Origin of the sequence: Ralstonia sp. TCR112 (assembly GCF_007997035.1) — a bacterium.
Classification (GTDB): domain Bacteria; phylum Pseudomonadota; class Gammaproteobacteria; order Burkholderiales; family Burkholderiaceae; genus Ralstonia; species Ralstonia edaphi.
In genome coordinates, this window is record NZ_VOSS01000003.1 from 41,176 (window position 1) to 56,191 (window position 15,016).

12 protein-coding genes are annotated in these 15,016 nt (G+C 63.7%); 8 read left to right on the plus strand and 4 right to left on the minus strand.

All coding sequences use genetic code 11. From position 1 onward, the window contains the following. Positions 1 to 6 precede the first annotated feature (6 nt). On the minus strand, positions 7 to 966 hold the full coding sequence (gene tal / locus FUT88_RS01365) for a transaldolase (protein ID WP_092971445.1): 960 nt from the start codon (positions 964 to 966) through the stop codon (positions 7 to 9). A gap of 150 nt (positions 967 to 1,116) precedes the next feature. Between tal and rpiA the strand changes: the two genes are divergently transcribed. Next, the gene (gene rpiA / locus FUT88_RS01370) at positions 1,117 to 1,803 is read left to right on the plus strand and encodes a ribose-5-phosphate isomerase RpiA (RefSeq protein ID WP_147213496.1); all 687 of its coding nucleotides are present in this window, start codon (positions 1,117 to 1,119) and stop codon (positions 1,801 to 1,803) included. Positions 1,804 to 1,949: 146 nt separating this feature from the next. On the opposite strand, the gene FUT88_RS01375 is transcribed toward rpiA, so the two are convergent. Both FUT88_RS01375 and argA read right to left on the minus strand, forming a co-directional pair. Then, complete coding sequence (locus tag FUT88_RS01375) at positions 1,950 to 2,225, minus strand: oxidative damage protection protein (protein WP_147213497.1); 276 nt, start codon at positions 2,223 to 2,225, stop codon at positions 1,950 to 1,952. 107 nt (positions 2,226 to 2,332) lie between these two features. Next, complete coding sequence (gene argA / locus FUT88_RS01380; protein ID WP_261796847.1) at positions 2,333 to 3,688, minus strand: amino-acid N-acetyltransferase; 1,356 nt, start codon at positions 3,686 to 3,688, stop codon at positions 2,333 to 2,335. A gap of 113 nt (positions 3,689 to 3,801) precedes the next feature. On the opposite strand from argA, the gene hrpA reads away from it, so the two are divergent. From hrpA to FUT88_RS01410, 6 genes are all read left to right on the plus strand, one after another. Then, complete coding sequence (gene hrpA / locus FUT88_RS01385) at positions 3,802 to 7,803, plus strand: ATP-dependent RNA helicase HrpA (protein ID WP_147213499.1); 4,002 nt, start codon at positions 3,802 to 3,804, stop codon at positions 7,801 to 7,803. Between the two features lie 116 nt (positions 7,804 to 7,919). Then, positions 7,920 to 8,915: a cytochrome D1 domain-containing protein gene (locus FUT88_RS01390; RefSeq protein WP_147213500.1), complete on the plus strand. Its 996-nt coding sequence runs from the start codon at positions 7,920 to 7,922 to the stop codon at positions 8,913 to 8,915. Between the two features lie 16 nt (positions 8,916 to 8,931). Further along, on the plus strand, positions 8,932 to 9,762 hold the full coding sequence (locus FUT88_RS01395; protein WP_147213501.1) for a polysaccharide deacetylase family protein: 831 nt from the start codon (positions 8,932 to 8,934) through the stop codon (positions 9,760 to 9,762). A 1-nt stretch (position 9,763) separates the two neighbouring features. Then, positions 9,764 to 10,738, plus strand: a complete 975-nt coding sequence (locus FUT88_RS01400; protein WP_147213502.1) for a sterol desaturase family protein — start codon at positions 9,764 to 9,766, stop codon at positions 10,736 to 10,738. Positions 10,739 to 10,815: 77 nt separating this feature from the next. After that, complete coding sequence (locus tag FUT88_RS01405; protein WP_147213503.1) at positions 10,816 to 11,673, plus strand: EI24 domain-containing protein; 858 nt, start codon at positions 10,816 to 10,818, stop codon at positions 11,671 to 11,673. Between the two features lie 23 nt (positions 11,674 to 11,696). After that, positions 11,697 to 12,515: a competence/damage-inducible protein A gene (locus FUT88_RS01410; RefSeq protein ID WP_147213504.1), complete on the plus strand. Its 819-nt coding sequence runs from the start codon at positions 11,697 to 11,699 to the stop codon at positions 12,513 to 12,515. Positions 12,516 to 12,526: 11 nt separating this feature from the next. Here the strand turns inward: FUT88_RS01410 and FUT88_RS01415 are convergent, their stop codons facing one another. Next, a complete protein-coding gene (locus FUT88_RS01415) occupies positions 12,527 to 13,003 on the minus strand; it encodes a rhodanese-like domain-containing protein (RefSeq protein ID WP_147213505.1) in 477 nt (158 codons plus the stop codon). 468 nt (positions 13,004 to 13,471) lie between these two features. On the opposite strand from FUT88_RS01415, the gene FUT88_RS01420 reads away from it, so the two are divergent. Next, positions 13,472 to 14,887 carry a 3-hydroxylaminophenol mutase gene (locus FUT88_RS01420; protein WP_147213506.1) on the plus strand — a complete coding sequence of 472 codons (1,416 nt, stop codon included), beginning with the start codon at positions 13,472 to 13,474 and terminating at the stop codon, positions 14,885 to 14,887. The last annotated feature ends 129 nt before the right edge of the window (positions 14,888 to 15,016 follow it).

Sequence of the window (15,016 nt, forward strand, 5' to 3'; positions counted from 1 at the left end):
TTCTTCTTATGCCGCTGCGCGCAGCGGCTCAATCAACGCTTCCAACTTGATCGCATCGGCTGCAAACAGGCGGATGCCTTCGGCCAGTTTTTCGGTGGCCATTGCGTCTGCATTCATGTGCCAGCGGAACGATTTCTCGTCGGCGGGCAGGCGCACGATATTGGCCGCGTTGGCGTTGTCCGGAGACAGCTTGCGCTCGACCGGCGCATCGGACTGCTGCAATTGGGCGAGCAGATCCGGGCTGATCGTGAGCAGGTCGCAGCCAGCCAGTTCGACGATCTGCGAGATATTGCGGAAGCTCGCGCCCATGACCTCGGTGGGGTAGTCGAACTTCTTGTAGTAGTTGTAGATGCGCAGGACGGACTGGACGCCGGGGTCGTTCGCGCCGCCTTGGGCGACCGGATCCCAGTTCGCGCCGGCATCCTTTTTGTACCAGTCGTAGATGCGGCCGACGAACGGCGAGATGAGCTGCACGCCCGCTTCCGCGCACGCCACGGCCTGGGCCAGCGAGAACAGCAGCGTCATGTTGCAGCGGATGCCTTCTGCGCGAAGCTGGTCAGCCGCGCGGATGCCTTCCCACGTCGACGCGATCTTGATCAGCACGCGCTCGCGGGCCACGCCCCGGGCTTCGTACAGCGCAATCAAATGCTTGGCCTTTGCGACCGTCGCCTCGGTATCGAACGACAGGCGGGCGTCGACTTCGGTCGACACGCGGCCCGGGATGATCGACAGGATCTCGCAGCCAAACGCCACGAGCACGGCATCGATGATGTCCTCCACGCTGTCGCTGCGGGCGTCACGCACGGCTTGCTCCAGCAGCGGGCGGTATTCGGCTTTTTGCACGGCCTTGAGGATCAGCGACGGGTTGGTCGTTGCGTCGTGCGGTGCGTAGGCGCGCATGGCCTGGAAGTCGCCCGTGTCGGCGACGACGGTGGTGAACTGCTTGAGTTGATCGAGCTGAGTCATGAAGCGAGTCCGAAGTACGTTCCAGCGTTGCGCTGGAGGTGGAAGGATGAATCGATTGTACTCCGCAGGTTTCGCTCCGCCAGCCGGCCGCGAGCCATTCTATTGATCCGGTACACTACCGGGTTTTCCGATCCCGACCGAGTGTTTGCGATGACGCAGGATGAACTGAAGGCGCTGGTAGCGCAGGCCGCAGCAGATTACGTATTGGCCAACGTGCCCGAGGGCGCCGTGCTGGGTGTCGGCACCGGCTCGACCGCCAATCTGTTCATCGACGCCATGGCGCCGCACAAGGCACGTTTCGCCGGCGCGGTGTCCAGCTCCGAGGCTTCGACGCGCCGCCTGCAGGGCCACGGCTTCACGGTGCTCGATCTGAATGAGGTCGATGCCATCCCCGTCTACGTGGACGGGGCTGACGAGATCGACGCCTCGGGCGCCATGATCAAGGGCGGCGGCGGTGCGCTCACGCGGGAGAAGATCGTTGCCTCGGTCGCCAGCGTGTTTGTCTGCATCGCCGACGGCAGCAAGCTCGTTGAAACGATGGGTGCCTTCCCGTTGCCCGTCGAAGTGGTGCCCATGGCACGTGCGGCCGTGGCGCGCCAACTGGCTGCGCTGGGCGGTCAGCCGCGCCTGCGCATGACCAAGGAAGGCCAGATCTACAAGACCGATAACGGCAACGTGATCATCGACGTGGTGGGCCTGCGCATCGCTGATCCGAAGGGTTTGGAATCGGTGGTCAACGATATTCCGGGCGTGGTGACGGTCGGCTTGTTTGCCAAGCGCGGCGCCAACGTGCTGCTGCTCGGGACGGAAGCGGGTGTGCAGCGTCGGGATTTCTGATCGTTGTTCGCGCAGTATCCAAAAAAGCTGCTCATGCAAATGGGCAGTTTTTTTTTGTGCCCGTTTGCGGCGCGTTGAATGGGCGCTGCGCAAACAAAAAGCCGTTCAGTTTTCCGCTGAACGGCTTTTTTATGGGTAACGGCAGATCAGGCCGAAGGCGGCGGCACGTAGCCGGCGGCTTCGTCTGCACCGTCCCCAAAGAAGTACTTCTCGGTCTGCTTGAGCAGGTACTGGCGTGCGCGCGAATCGGCCATGTTCAGGCGGTTTTCGTTGATCAGCATGGTCTGATGCTTGAGCCAGCCGGCCCACGCTTCCTTCGAGACGCTTTGCCAGATTTTCTTGCCCAGTTCGCCGGGCAGCGGCGGGAAGTCGAGACCTTCGGCTTCCTTGTTGAGCTTGACGCAGTGGACCATGCGGGCCATGGGGATTCCTCTTGTGTGGCGGGAGCGCCGCTCAAGCGCGACGCAGGTGCCGCTATTGTAAAGGCCGGGCGCCGCCGGGCTTGGATTCCACGACGCGCGCCAAGGGTTTAGAGCTTCTTCATCAGCACCATCGAGCGCCGCTGCCAGTTGTACAGCTTGCGGCGGTCTTCCGGCAAATCGTCCACGCTGGCGCGCACGAAGCCGCGCTTGAGGAACCAATGCTCCGTCCGCGTGGTGAGCACGAACAGGCGCTTGAGGCCCAGCGCACGGGCGCGCACTTCGGTGTGCTTGAGCAGGCGTTCGCCGTCGCCGGTGCCCTGGCTGTCGGGGGAGACGATCAGGCACGCCATTTCGGCCATGCCGTCCTTCGGGTACGGATAAAGCGCTACGCAGCCAAAGATGATGCCGTCGTGCTCGATGACCGAGAAATTGGCGATGTCGCGCTCCAGCAGCCGGCGTTCGCGCGGCACCAGCGTGCCGTCCGCCTCGAGCGGTTCGATGAGCGAGACGATGCCGCCCACGTCGTCCAGCGTGGCGTCGCGCAGGTATTCCAGATCGGTGTGCGACACCATGGTGCCCACGCCGTCGTGCAGGAACAGTTCCAGCAGGATGCTGCCGTCCAGCGCAAACGGGATGACGTGTGCCCGGCGCACGCCACCGCGCATCGCCTTGACGATGTGCTGCAGGTAATAGGCGGTGTCGTGCGACAGGCTGCCGTCGCGCAGGCGCTCGATGGCCGTTTCCATCGACAGATCCTGCTGCAGCTTGCCCACGCGGTCCATGATGCCCGGCAGCTCCGTGATGAAGATGAGCTTGTCGGCCTTGAGCGCCGTGGCGGTGTTGGCGGCCACGTCTTCCATCGACAGGTTGAACGCCTGGCCCGTGGGCGAGAAGCCCAGCGGCGAGAGCAGCACGATCTTGCGGTTGGACAGCGAGTGCTGGATCGACTCCGCATCGATCTTGCGCACCAGCCCCGTGTGCTGGAAGTCCACGCCGTTGACGATGCCCACCGGCCGCGCCGTCACGAAATTGCCCGACACGACGGACATCCGCGCGCCGGCCATCGGCGTGTTCGGCAGGCCCTGGCTGAAGGCGGCTTCGATGTCCAGGCGCAGTTCGCCCGACGCTTCCTTGGCGGATTCCAGCGCGGCGCCGTCCGTCACGCGCACGCCATCCACGAACTGGGTTTTCACGTTGCGCAGGGCGAGCTGTTCTTCCACCTGCGGGCGCGAGCCATGCACCAGCACGATCCGCATGCCCATCGCATGCAACAGGGCGACATCGTTGACCAGGGCGCCCAGCATGCCGGCCTGGACCAATTCGCCGCCAAAACCGATCACGAACGTCTTGTCGCGGAAAGAATGGATATACGGCGCCACCTCGCGCAGCCAATCCACGAATTGCTGCTGCTCGGGTGTGGGCGGGATCGGGGCGATATCGACGGAGGCTGGCGTGTGAGCCACCAGGGAAACGCCGGGGGCAGGGGCGGAGGAACGAGCGGTCACGGGCGGAGGAGGAAAAGCGGCACGGGGCGCGGGCCGGCGCAGGAAAGATGCGCGGATTATAATCCCGCCCGATGTCAGATTCCCACGCTCAGCCGCCCCGGCCACGCCCGGCGGCGCCCTCCCAGAAATCGCCGAAAGACACGCCGCCGCCCGAGCGCAAGCCCGGCGGCAATGGTCGTCCGCAGCGCCGCCCAAAGCCCTCCGCGGAAGAGCTCGCCGCGGCGCTCGAGGCGCGCCGCGCACGTGCGAACCGTGTCCCGCCGATCACGTTTCCCGAAGCGCTGCCCGTGTCGGCCCGGCGCGACGAAATCGCCGAGGCCATCGCCGCCAACCAGGTGGTGATCGTCTCGGGCGAAACCGGCTCCGGCAAGACCACGCAGTTGCCCAAGATCTGCCTGTCGATCGGACGAGGCATTGGCGCGGGCGGCACCGGGCTGATCGGCCATACACAGCCGCGCCGGATTGCCGCGACGTCTACCGCCAAGCGCATCGCCCAGGAAATCGGCACGCCGGTGGGCGAGCACGTCGGCTTCCAGGTGCGCTTCAACGACACGCTGTCTGCGGGTGCGTCGGTCAAGCTGATGACCGACGGCATCTTGCTGGCCGAGACGCAGAACGATCCGCTGCTGCGCGCCTACGACACGATCATCATCGACGAGGCGCACGAACGCAGCCTCAACATCGACTTCCTGATCGGCTATCTCAAGCAGCTTCTGCCGCGCCGGCCCGATCTCAAGGTGATCATCACCTCGGCCACCATCGACGCGCAGCGGTTTGCCGAGCACTTTGCCGGTCCAAAGGGGCCAGCGCCGGTTATCGAAGTCAGCGGCCGGCTGTATCCGGTCGAGGTGCGCTATCGCCCGATCCAGCGCGACGAGAACGACAAGGAGCGCGATCTTTACGAGGCGCTCGTCGATGCGGTGGACGAACTGGCCCGTGAAGGCCCGGGCGACGTGCTCATCTTCTTGCCTGGCGAGCGCGAGATTCGCGAGGCGGCCGAGGCGCTGCGCAAGCACCATCCGGCACATACCGAGATCCTGCCGCTGTTTGCGCGCTTGTCCGTGCAGGAGCAGGAACGTGTGTTCCGGCCGTCCAACGCGCGTCGCATCGTGCTGGCGACCAACGTGGCCGAAACGTCGCTGACGGTGCCGGGCATTCGCTACGTGGTCGATACGGGGCTGGCGCGCGTGAAGCGTTATTCGTATCGCAACAAGGTCGAGCAACTGCAGATCGAGCCGGTATCGCAGGCGGCGGCCAACCAGCGCGCCGGTCGTTGCGGCCGGGTCGCCGATGGCGTCTGCATTCGCCTGTATGACGAGGCGGATTTCATTGCGCGGCCGCGTTTTACCGATCCGGAAATCCTCCGTTCGTCGCTGGCGGCGGTCATCCTGCGCATGAAGGCGCTGCGGCTGACGGATGTCGAGCAGTTCCCCTTCATCGAGCCGCCGCTGGGCCGCGCGATTGCCGACGGCTATCAACTGCTGCAGGAACTCGGCGCCGTCGACGATGAAAACGCGTTGACTCCGCTCGGCAAGCAGGTCGCCCGCCTGCCTCTGGACCCGCGCGTGGCCCGGATGATCCTGGCTGGCCGCGACCATCAATGCCTGCGCGAGATGCTGATCATCGCGAGCGCCTTGTCGGTGCAAGACCCGCGCGAGCGCCCGCAGGAACTGCAACAGCAGGCCGATCAGGCGCACCGGCAGTTTGCCGACGAGAAATCGGAATTCCTCGGCTGGGTAAAGCTGTGGAAGTGGTTCGAAGAGGCCATCGCGCACAAGAAATCGAACAAACAATTGCAGGACCAGTGCCGCTCCCACTTCTTGTCGCATGTACGGCTGCGTGAATGGCGCGACGTGCATTCACAGTTGCATACCACGGTGGCAGAGCAGGGCTGGAAGCTCAACGAATCCGACCCGACGTATGAGCAGTTGCACCTGGCGCTGCTGACGGGCCTGCTCGGCAATATCGGTGTCCGCATCGAGGAGGCCGACGGTAAAGGCCGCGAATACCTCGGCGCGCGCGGCATCAAGTTCTTCCTGTGGCCGGGTTCGGTCATTGCGCGCAAGGCCGGCAAGTGGGTCGTGGCAGGCGAGCTGGTCGATACCAGCCGCCTGTTCGGTCGCACGCTGGCGCGCATCGAGCCGGAATGGGTGGAAAAGGTCGGCGCGCATCTGCTGAAGGTGTCATGGAGCGATCCGCATTGGGAAAAGAAGGCTGGCCAGGTGATGGCCTTCGAGCGCGGCACGCTGTACGGTCTGCCGATCTACCAGCAGCGCCGCGTGCACTTCGGGCCGATGCAGCCGAAGGAAGCGCGCGAGATGTTCATCCGTCGTGCGCTAGTCGACGGCGAGTTCGAAACGCGCTTGCCGTTCTTCACGCACAACCAGCGCTTGGTGCGCGAGATTGAAAACCTCGAACACAAGTCGCGCCGGCAAGACGTGCTGGTGGACGACGAGCTGATCTACGCGTTCTACGACAGCCAGATTCCGGCGGACATCTACAACACCGTTTCGTTTGAGCGCTGGTATGCCGAAGCCGCCAGCGCGGGCGGCAAGAGCGGCCAGAAGCTTCTGTACCTGAATCGCGATGACCTGATGCGGCACGAGGCGGCCGGCATCACGACCGACCTGTTCCCGAAGGTGCTGCCGATTGCCGGCATCGACATGGGCCTGACGTATCACTTCGAGCCCGGCAGCCCGCGCGATGGCGTGACGCTGACCGTGCCGCTGTATGCGCTCAACCAGGTGCCCGCGCAGCGCACCGAATGGTTGGTGCCGGGCATGCTCAAGGAGAAGGTGCATCTGCTGTTGAAGAGCCTGCCGCAGAAGCTGCGCCGCCATTGCGTGCCGCTGCCGGACTACGCCGCCGGATTCGTCTCGCGCGTGCGGTTGGGCGATGGCGACCTGCTCGACCGCTTGATTGCCGACGTGCGCGAGCAGACCGGCATCGCGCTCAAGCGCGCCGACTTCAAGCTGGAGACGCTGCCCGCGCATCACTTCATGAATTTCAAGGTGATCGACGAGCATGGTCGCCAGCTCGACATGGGGCGCAATCTGGCCCAGTTGCGGGCGGAACTCGGCGGCCGCGCGCAGCAGACGTTCCAGTCGATCGCCGCGCAGGATGCCGCCGTGGCCGGCGCTCAGAACGACGGCGCCAAGCCCGGCAAGGCAGGCAAGAGCGGCAAGTCGGAAGCGCCGGCCAACGCCGCGCTGTACTCGGGCCTGACGACCTGGAATTTCGGCGAGTTGCCGGAACTGCTGGAAGTCCGCAAGGGCAACCAGACGCTGTTCGGCTATCCGGCGCTCGTCGATGCCGGCGACCACTGCGATGTGGAAGTCTTCGACGACCCGGCCGAAGCCGCGCGCATCCATCGCCTGGGCCTGCGGCGATTGTTTGCGATTCAACTGCGCGAGCCGTTGAAATACCTGGAAAAGAACATTCCGGGCCTGTCGCAGATGGCGATCCAGTTCATGAACCTCGGTACGCAGGATGAGTTGCGCGACCAGATCCTGGATGCCACGCTGGAGCGCGCCTGCCTGCAAGACCCGCTGCCGACCGATGACGCCAGCTTCGGTGCCCGCAAGGACGAAAGCCGCGCACGCCTGACGTTGTTGGCACAGGAAATTGCGCGGCTGGTCGGCGCGATCCTGGCCGAATACGCGCAACTGCCGCGCAAAATGCAGATCGCCAAGCCGTTTGCTGCGGCCACCGCCGATATCGACGCACAGCTCAGGACGTTGATGCACAAGCGCTTCATCGAGGCGACGCCGTATGCGCAGTTGCAGCACTTCCCGCGTTACCTGAAGGGCATCGCGCTGCGCATCGACAAACTCAAGGCGGACCCGGCGCGCGACACCCAGCGCATGCAGGAGATGGCGCCGCTCATCCAGCAGTACCAACGTGCCGAGAAGGCGCTGCGCGTGCAAAGGCAGGGCGGCAGCGACCCCCGCATGGAAGAGTTCCGCTGGATGCTTGAGGAACTGCGCATCGCCCTGTTTGCACAGGAGTTGCGCACGCCGGTGCCGATGTCGGTCAAGCGGCTGCAGAAGGTGTGGGAATCAATGCAGCGGTAGCTCGCCGTGCGGTGTGGGGAGCGGGGAAAGTTCCCGCTTTCTTTTTTTGATTTGTGTCAGCGGTGGCCTAAACGGCAGCGTTAGAATGGCTGGCTAAGTTGCTGAATCTTCTCGTTATGTCTGCCTTGCGCGCCTCGTTTGCCTCCCGTTGGTTTTCCACGCTGGTCCTGTCGGCCGCTGCTCTGATGGCAGCGCAGGCGGCGCGTGCTGAAGTCGTCACCGTGCTCAACTCGGGCGACGCAACCGTCTCTTTGATCGACAAGGACACCCGCAAGGTGCTCGAGACGTTCCCGATCGGCAAGGAGCCGCACCACCTGATCGCTACGCCTGACGAAAAATCGTTGATCGTCGCCAACGCCGTCGGCAACGACCTCGTTTTCCTCGATCCCGTCACAGGCAAGATTCAGCAGCGCGTGCCGCGCATCGACGATCCTTACCAGATCGGCTTCTCGCCTGACCAGAAGTGGTTCGTGACCACGGGCAACCGTCTGGACCGCATCGACATTTACCGCTGGGACGGCCATGCGCTGACCATCGCGAAGCAAATTCCAGCGGCCAAGACGCCCAGCCACATTGCCTTTACCGCCGACAGCAAGATCGCGTTCGTCACCGTGCAGGATTCCAACGAGGTGATGGCCATCGACCTGCCCACGCAGAACGTGATGTGGCGCATGACCATTGGGTCAGCGCCCGCCGGCGTGTGGGTGACGACTGACCAGAAATACCTGCTGGTCGGCATGACCGGAGCCGATTACGTCGAAGTGATCGACTGGCACACCCGCACCAGCGTGAAGCGCATCCCCACCGGCAAGGGCGCGCACAACTTCCGTGCGCTGGGCGACAAGCGCCACCTGTTCCTGTCGAACCGCGTGTCGGGCACGATCAGCATCATCGATCAGCAAACGCTGACCAAGGTGGGCGACATCACCGGCCTGCCGCCCGGCCCCGACGACATGGAGTTGACCGCCGACGGCAAGCAACTGTGGGTGACCTGCCGCTGGGCAAAGCGCGTGGCAATCGTCGACGTCGCAAGCCGCAAGGTGGTGGAAGAGATCAAGGTTGGGCGCTCGCCGCATGGTATTTACTTCCGCACGCGCGCTCCGCTGATTTGAGCGTCACGAGACGACGATGAAATCCGGCCTGTCGATGTTGCGCGCTGCAGCTGCCACGGCTGCGCTGGCGCTGTGCGCATTGGCCACGGCTGCGCCCGGTGGGGTGAATGCCGGTGCGTGCAAGGGCACCGTCTACCTGACATTCGACACCGGCAGCATGAGCCAGGCGCAGTTGATTGCCGATACGCTGCGTCGTCATCGCATTCACGCCACGTTTTTCCTGGCCAACGAGAAAACCATCCACGGCGACAGCACGTTGGATGACGGCTGGGCACCCTATTGGAAATCGCTTGCCGCCGACGGCCACGCCTTCGGCACACACACCTTTGATCACGTCTACTACAAGGGCGAGGCCGGGGCAGGCAAGGTCCGTTTCCGCCCGCAGTTTGGCGAGCAGGGCGGACGCAATGTTGTGTGGGGCGAGCCTGAATTCTGTGCAGAGCTGAAACGCAGCGCCGAGCGCTTCAAGACCATGACCGGTCAGCCGATGGACCCGCTGTGGCGGGCGCCAGGAGGTCATCTTTCGGCAACGACGGAAGGCTGGGCCAAGCAATGCGGGTTTGCCCACGTTGCCTGGGCGCCCGCCGGTTTCCTGGGCGACGAGTTGCCGTCCGAGCGTTATCCGAACGACGCTCTGTTACAGAAGGCGCTGTCCAGCCTGCGCGACGGCGATATCACCATGGCGCATCTGGGCATCTGGTCGCGCAAGGATCCGTGGGCACCGGCTGACCTGGAACCGTTGATCATCGGCCTCGAACGCAAGGGTTTCTGCTTCGCCACGCTGCGCGATCATCCGCAGTATCAAGCCTGGTTTGCTGTCCACCCGGCACACACAGCGGCACGCTGACATGTTCGACTGGATCGCCGACACCTTCACGCAAGCGCAGGACGTGCTCTTCCAGCACGTCGTGATGCCGATCACCTATGCCATCGGCCTGGGCGGTTACGTTGAAGATGCCTACCCAGGCACCGAGTGGCTGCTGATGGGGCTGGTGCAGATCGCGGTGCTGCTGCTGATCTTCCGCCCGCTCGAGCGCTGGCGTCCGGTGGAGCCGCTGCAAGACCGCAAGGCCGTGCGCGCCGACATCTTCTACACACTCTTTCACCGCCTGGGTTTCTTTCCGCTGCTGATGTTCTTTACGCTGCAGCCGCTGATTGACGAGCTCGACGGCAAGCTGCGTTTCTGGGGCTGGGCGCATCTGAACGTGGAAGACTGGTGGCCGGGCGTCACGTCCGTTGCTGTCGTCAGCTTTCTGATCTATCTGGTGCTGTTCGACCTGCTCGACTACTGGCATCACCGTCTGTCGCACAAATTCCACTGGTGGTGGAACCTGCACTCGTTGCATCACAGTCAGCAGCAGATGACGCTGTGGTCCGATGACCGCAACCACATCCTCGACGATGTGCTGCATGGTGCGGTGTTTGCCATTGCGGCGCTGGTCATCGGGGTTGAACCCTCGCAATACGTGCTGCTGGTGGCCATTTCGCAGTTACTGCAAAGCCTGCAGCACGCCAACGTGCGGTTGCATTTCGGGTGGCTCGGCGACCGGCTGCTGATTTCGCCGCGCTTCCACCGGCTGCATCACGCCATTGGGCTGGGGCATGAGGTGCCGGGCAAGCCTGGCGTGCTGGGCGGCTGCAATTTCGGCGTGCTGTTCCCGTGGTGGGACATGCTGTTCGGCACCGCCATCTTCTCGCCCGAGTACCACGCCACCGGTATCCGTGATCAACTTCCCGCGCCGGACGGGCGCTCGCGCGACTACGGCCGCGGCGTACTGCGTCAGCAGTGGCTCGGCGTGAAGCGCCTGTTCGGCCGCGCGTAAAGCCCGGGCGGGGCAGCGCCTGCGTCATGTCCGCACGCTGTGCTAGGCTGTCCGCTCCCTGATTTCCCCATTTCTGCATGAACGACCTGATTCGCTCATTTGGCCGCGCGCTGCTTTCGCAACTGCATCCGCGCATGCTGTTCCTGACGGTTCTGCCGTTCGTCGTGGCTGTGGTTGTCTGGGGCGGCGTGCTGTATTTCGGCTGGGATGCCATGAACGGCATGGCTCGCAACGCCGTGGAAGGCTGGGCCTTTATGGGCTGGATCAAGAGCGGCCTCAACGCCATTGGCATGGCAGGCTTGTGGTCGGCCATCGCGCCGCTGCTCGTGATCACCTTGCTGGTACCGGTGATTGTCGTGTCGATTCTCGTGCTGGTGAGCGTAGCGTCGGTGCCGGTGGTCATGCGTTTTCTTGATCGCAGCTATCCGCAGCTTGAGCGTCGCAAGGGCGGCTCGGTGCTGGGCAGTCTGACGCATGCACTGCTATGCACGCTGGTGGTCATCCTGGTGGCCATCGTTACGCTGCCGTTGTGGCTGATTCCGCCGTTCTTCGCGCTGATCCCCCCGCTGCTGTGGGGTTGGCTTACATACCGCTTGATGACTTACGACGCGCTGGCTGACCACGCTACCGCTGAAGAGCGCCGCGCGATCATGCAGCGCTATCGGCTGCCGCTTCTGGGTATCGGCGTAGCCGTTGGCATGCTCGGCTCGGCACCGACGCTGCTGTGGGTCTCGTCGGTGGTGACGATTGTGCTGTTCCCGATCATCGCCATCGCCGTCATCTGGCTCTATGTGCTGATCTTTGTCTTCTCGGCGCTGTGGTTCGGCCATTTCTGCTTGCGCGCGCTGACGCGTCTGCGCGCCGAAGCGCCGTCTGCGCGCATGGTCGATGTCAGCGTGATTGAGGTCACGACCATCGACCTGCCTCGCGAATAATCAAAAAAACCATCGGAACTGACATGGCTTTCGGCATGATCATCATCGGCGACGAGATCCTCTCCGGCCGCCGCGAAGACAAGCACCTGCGCAAGCTGATCGAAGTGCTCGGGGAGCGCGGCCTGACGTTGGAGTGGGCCGAGTACGTCGGCGACCAGCCTGCGCGCATCACAAACGTACTCAAGCGTACGTTTGCCAGCGATGACGTGGTGTTCTGCACTGGTGGCATCGGCGCCACGCCCGATGACCACACGCGCCAATGCGCCGCTGCCGCACTGGGCGTGCCGTTGGAGCTGCATCCGGAGGCGCGTGAGCAGATCGCGCTGCGCATCGCCGAGTCGGCCAACGGCGACCCGGTCAAGGCGGATGTCTCAACGCCCGAAAACCAGCACCGCTTCAAGATGGGCGAGTTTCCGCAGGGCGCGCGCATCATTCCGAACAGCTATAACCGCATCCCCGGTTTCTCGGTCGCGCATCACCATTTCATGCCGGGTTTTCCGGTGATGGCGTGGCCGATGATGGAGTGGGTGCTCGACACCTATTACGCCGATCAATTCCACCGCGCGCCGCGCGAGGAGCGCTCGTTCCTGGTGTTCGGCCTGCCGGAGTCGCGGCTCACGCCGCTGATGGAGCGCATCGAAGCAGAGTTCGATGGCGTGAAGGTCTTCAGCCTGCCTAGCGTGGGCGACGCGGCGCGCGGCGAGCGCTATGCCCGCTCGCACATCGACCTGGGCGTGAAGGGAGCGCCGGAAGCCGTAGCGAGCGCCTATCTGGTGCTGCGAGAGGGCGCGTTGGCGCTGGGCGGAGAAATTTTCGAGGCGGGTGCCCCCGCCGGTTCCTGACGCCGTTTTCGTTAGGCGCCGTGCCAGGGCAGACCACGGAAGCACCAGCCTTCCACGGTCTTGCGGTGGCCTTCGGTGTCTTTGGCGCCCTCGAAACCCTCCAATACATCCATCGCGATAGCGTAGCCGGCCTGCGCGGCTGCAGCCGCAGCGTGCTTGGAGCGCGCCGCGCTGCGGCACAGGAACAGCACGGGAGCATCCTTGGGCACGGCCGCTTCCAGCGCGCTGAGGAAGTTGGCATTGCGCACGCCGCCCGGATACTGATTCCACTCCACATGCACGAACTGGCCGGGCGAAACGTCGGGCGTGCCCACCCAGTCCAGTTCTGCGCGCGTGCGCACATCCACGAGGCGCGCTTGCGGGTCCGCGGCCAGCAGGGCGGCAGCTTCTTGTGGCGACAGCGCGCCGAAGTACGGCAGCTGATCAGCCTCGCGGCGAGCGGCGGCGGCTTCCAGCAGGGACTCGCGGGTGAGCGTGGTGGCGGTCATGGCGATCTGGGGAAATAGGAAACAATCATTCTAGCGCCGCCGTCATAGGGCACGGGCGAAAATCCCAAAATTGGTGCGGTCGCACCATGAATGCACTTATACGGTGCTTTATGGGTTTTTCAGCACCTATTCGGTGCGTTGACTATTCTGCCAGGACAGCTTCAGCCCTTCCTCCGGTCCGGTCGTAGCGGCGCCAGTCGGGCGGTGTGGGAGGCCTGCGCACCGTGTCAGACATGGGCTGGCGCAGCCCTGCACTGTTTGCGGGAGCGCATGCCCCTTGGCGATCGGGAATTGGCATAGTTTCTGCTAAGATTCCCGCGGTCTTTTTCGGGGGCGTCCGTTCGTGTCGGATGACCTTGCTGGAAAGAAGATGTTTCGGAGTGAGGGCGAGTTGCGGCCGATTGCGCGGCGAACCGTCACACAACCGGCTCACAATACTTTGCGTTATTGCGCTACCAGGAGAATGGCATGTCCCAAAGCATTGCAGACGTGATGAAGCTCGTGAAGGAAAACGACGTCAAGTTCGTCGATTTCCGCTTCACCGATACCAAGGGTAAGGAGCAGCACGTCTCGGTCCCCGTTTCGCACTTCGACGAAGACAAGTTCGAAAGCGGCCACGCGTTCGACGGCTCGTCGATTGCCGGCTGGAAGGGCATCGAAGCGTCGGACATGCTGCTGGTCCCGGATGCAAACACCGCACACGTCGACCCGTTCTACGAAGAACCGACCCTCGTCCTGACCTGCGACGTGGTCGAACCGTCGGACGGCAAGGGCTACGACCGCGATCCGCGCTCGATCGCCAAGCGCGCTGAAGCCTACCTGAAGAGCACCGGCCTGGGCGACACTGCCTACTTCGGTCCGGAGCCCGAATTCTTCATCTTCGACGGCGTGACCTGGAACATCGACATGCAGGGTTGCTTCGTGAAGATCAATTCCGAAGAAGCTCCGTGGTCGTCGGGCAAGGACTTCGAACACGGCAACTCGGGCCACCGTCCGGGCAAGAAGGGCGGCTACTTCCCCGTCGCCCCGATCGACACGTTCCAAGACATGCGCTCGGAAATGTGCCTGATCCTGGAATCGCTGGGCATTCCGGTCGAAGTGCACCACCACGAAGTCGCAGGCCAAGGCCAGAACGAAATCGGCACGAAGTTCAGCACGCTGGTGCAACGCGCCGACTGGACTCAACTGCAGAAGTACGTGATCCAGAACGTGGCACACACCTACGGCAAGACCGCCACGTTCATGCCGAAGCCGGTCGTGGGCGACAACGGTTCGGGCATGCACGTTCACCAGTCGATCTGGAAGGACGGCCAGAACCTGTTCGCTGGCAACGGCTACGCCGGCCTGTCGGAATTCGCTCTGTACTACATCGGCGGCATCATCAAGCACGCTCGCGCGCTGAACGCCATCACCAACCCGGGTACGAACTCGTACAAGCGTCTGGTGCCGGGCTTCGAAGCTCCGGTCAAACTGGCTTACTCGGCACGTAACCGTTCGGCTTCGATCCGTATTCCGTACGTTGCGAACCCGAAGGGCCGCCGTATCGAGACGCGCTTCCCGGATCCGCTGATGAACCCGTACCTGGGCTTCTCGGCACTGATGATGGCCGGCCTGGATGGCGTGCAGAACAAGATCCACCCGGGCGAAGCTGCCGACAAGAACCTGTACGACCTGCCGCCGGAAGAAGACGCAAAGATCCCGACCGTGTGCTCGAGCCTGGATCAGGCCCTCGAGTACCTGGACAAGGACCGCGAATTCCTGACCCGCGGTGGTGTGTTCTCCAACGCCATGCTCGACGCCTACATTGAGCTGAAGATGGAAGAAGTCACGCGCTTCCGCATGACGACGCACCCGCTCGAGTTCGAGATGTACTACTCGCTGTAATCTGCGAGCGCCCCGAGCGATGTGTCGGGGCGAAGAGACGGTTGTGAGAGGAGGGGCGGCGCAGGTCGCCCTTCCTTTTTATGAAGCGGGGTTTTGTGGCTAGAATGATCGTCCGCCGGACTCCGGCGC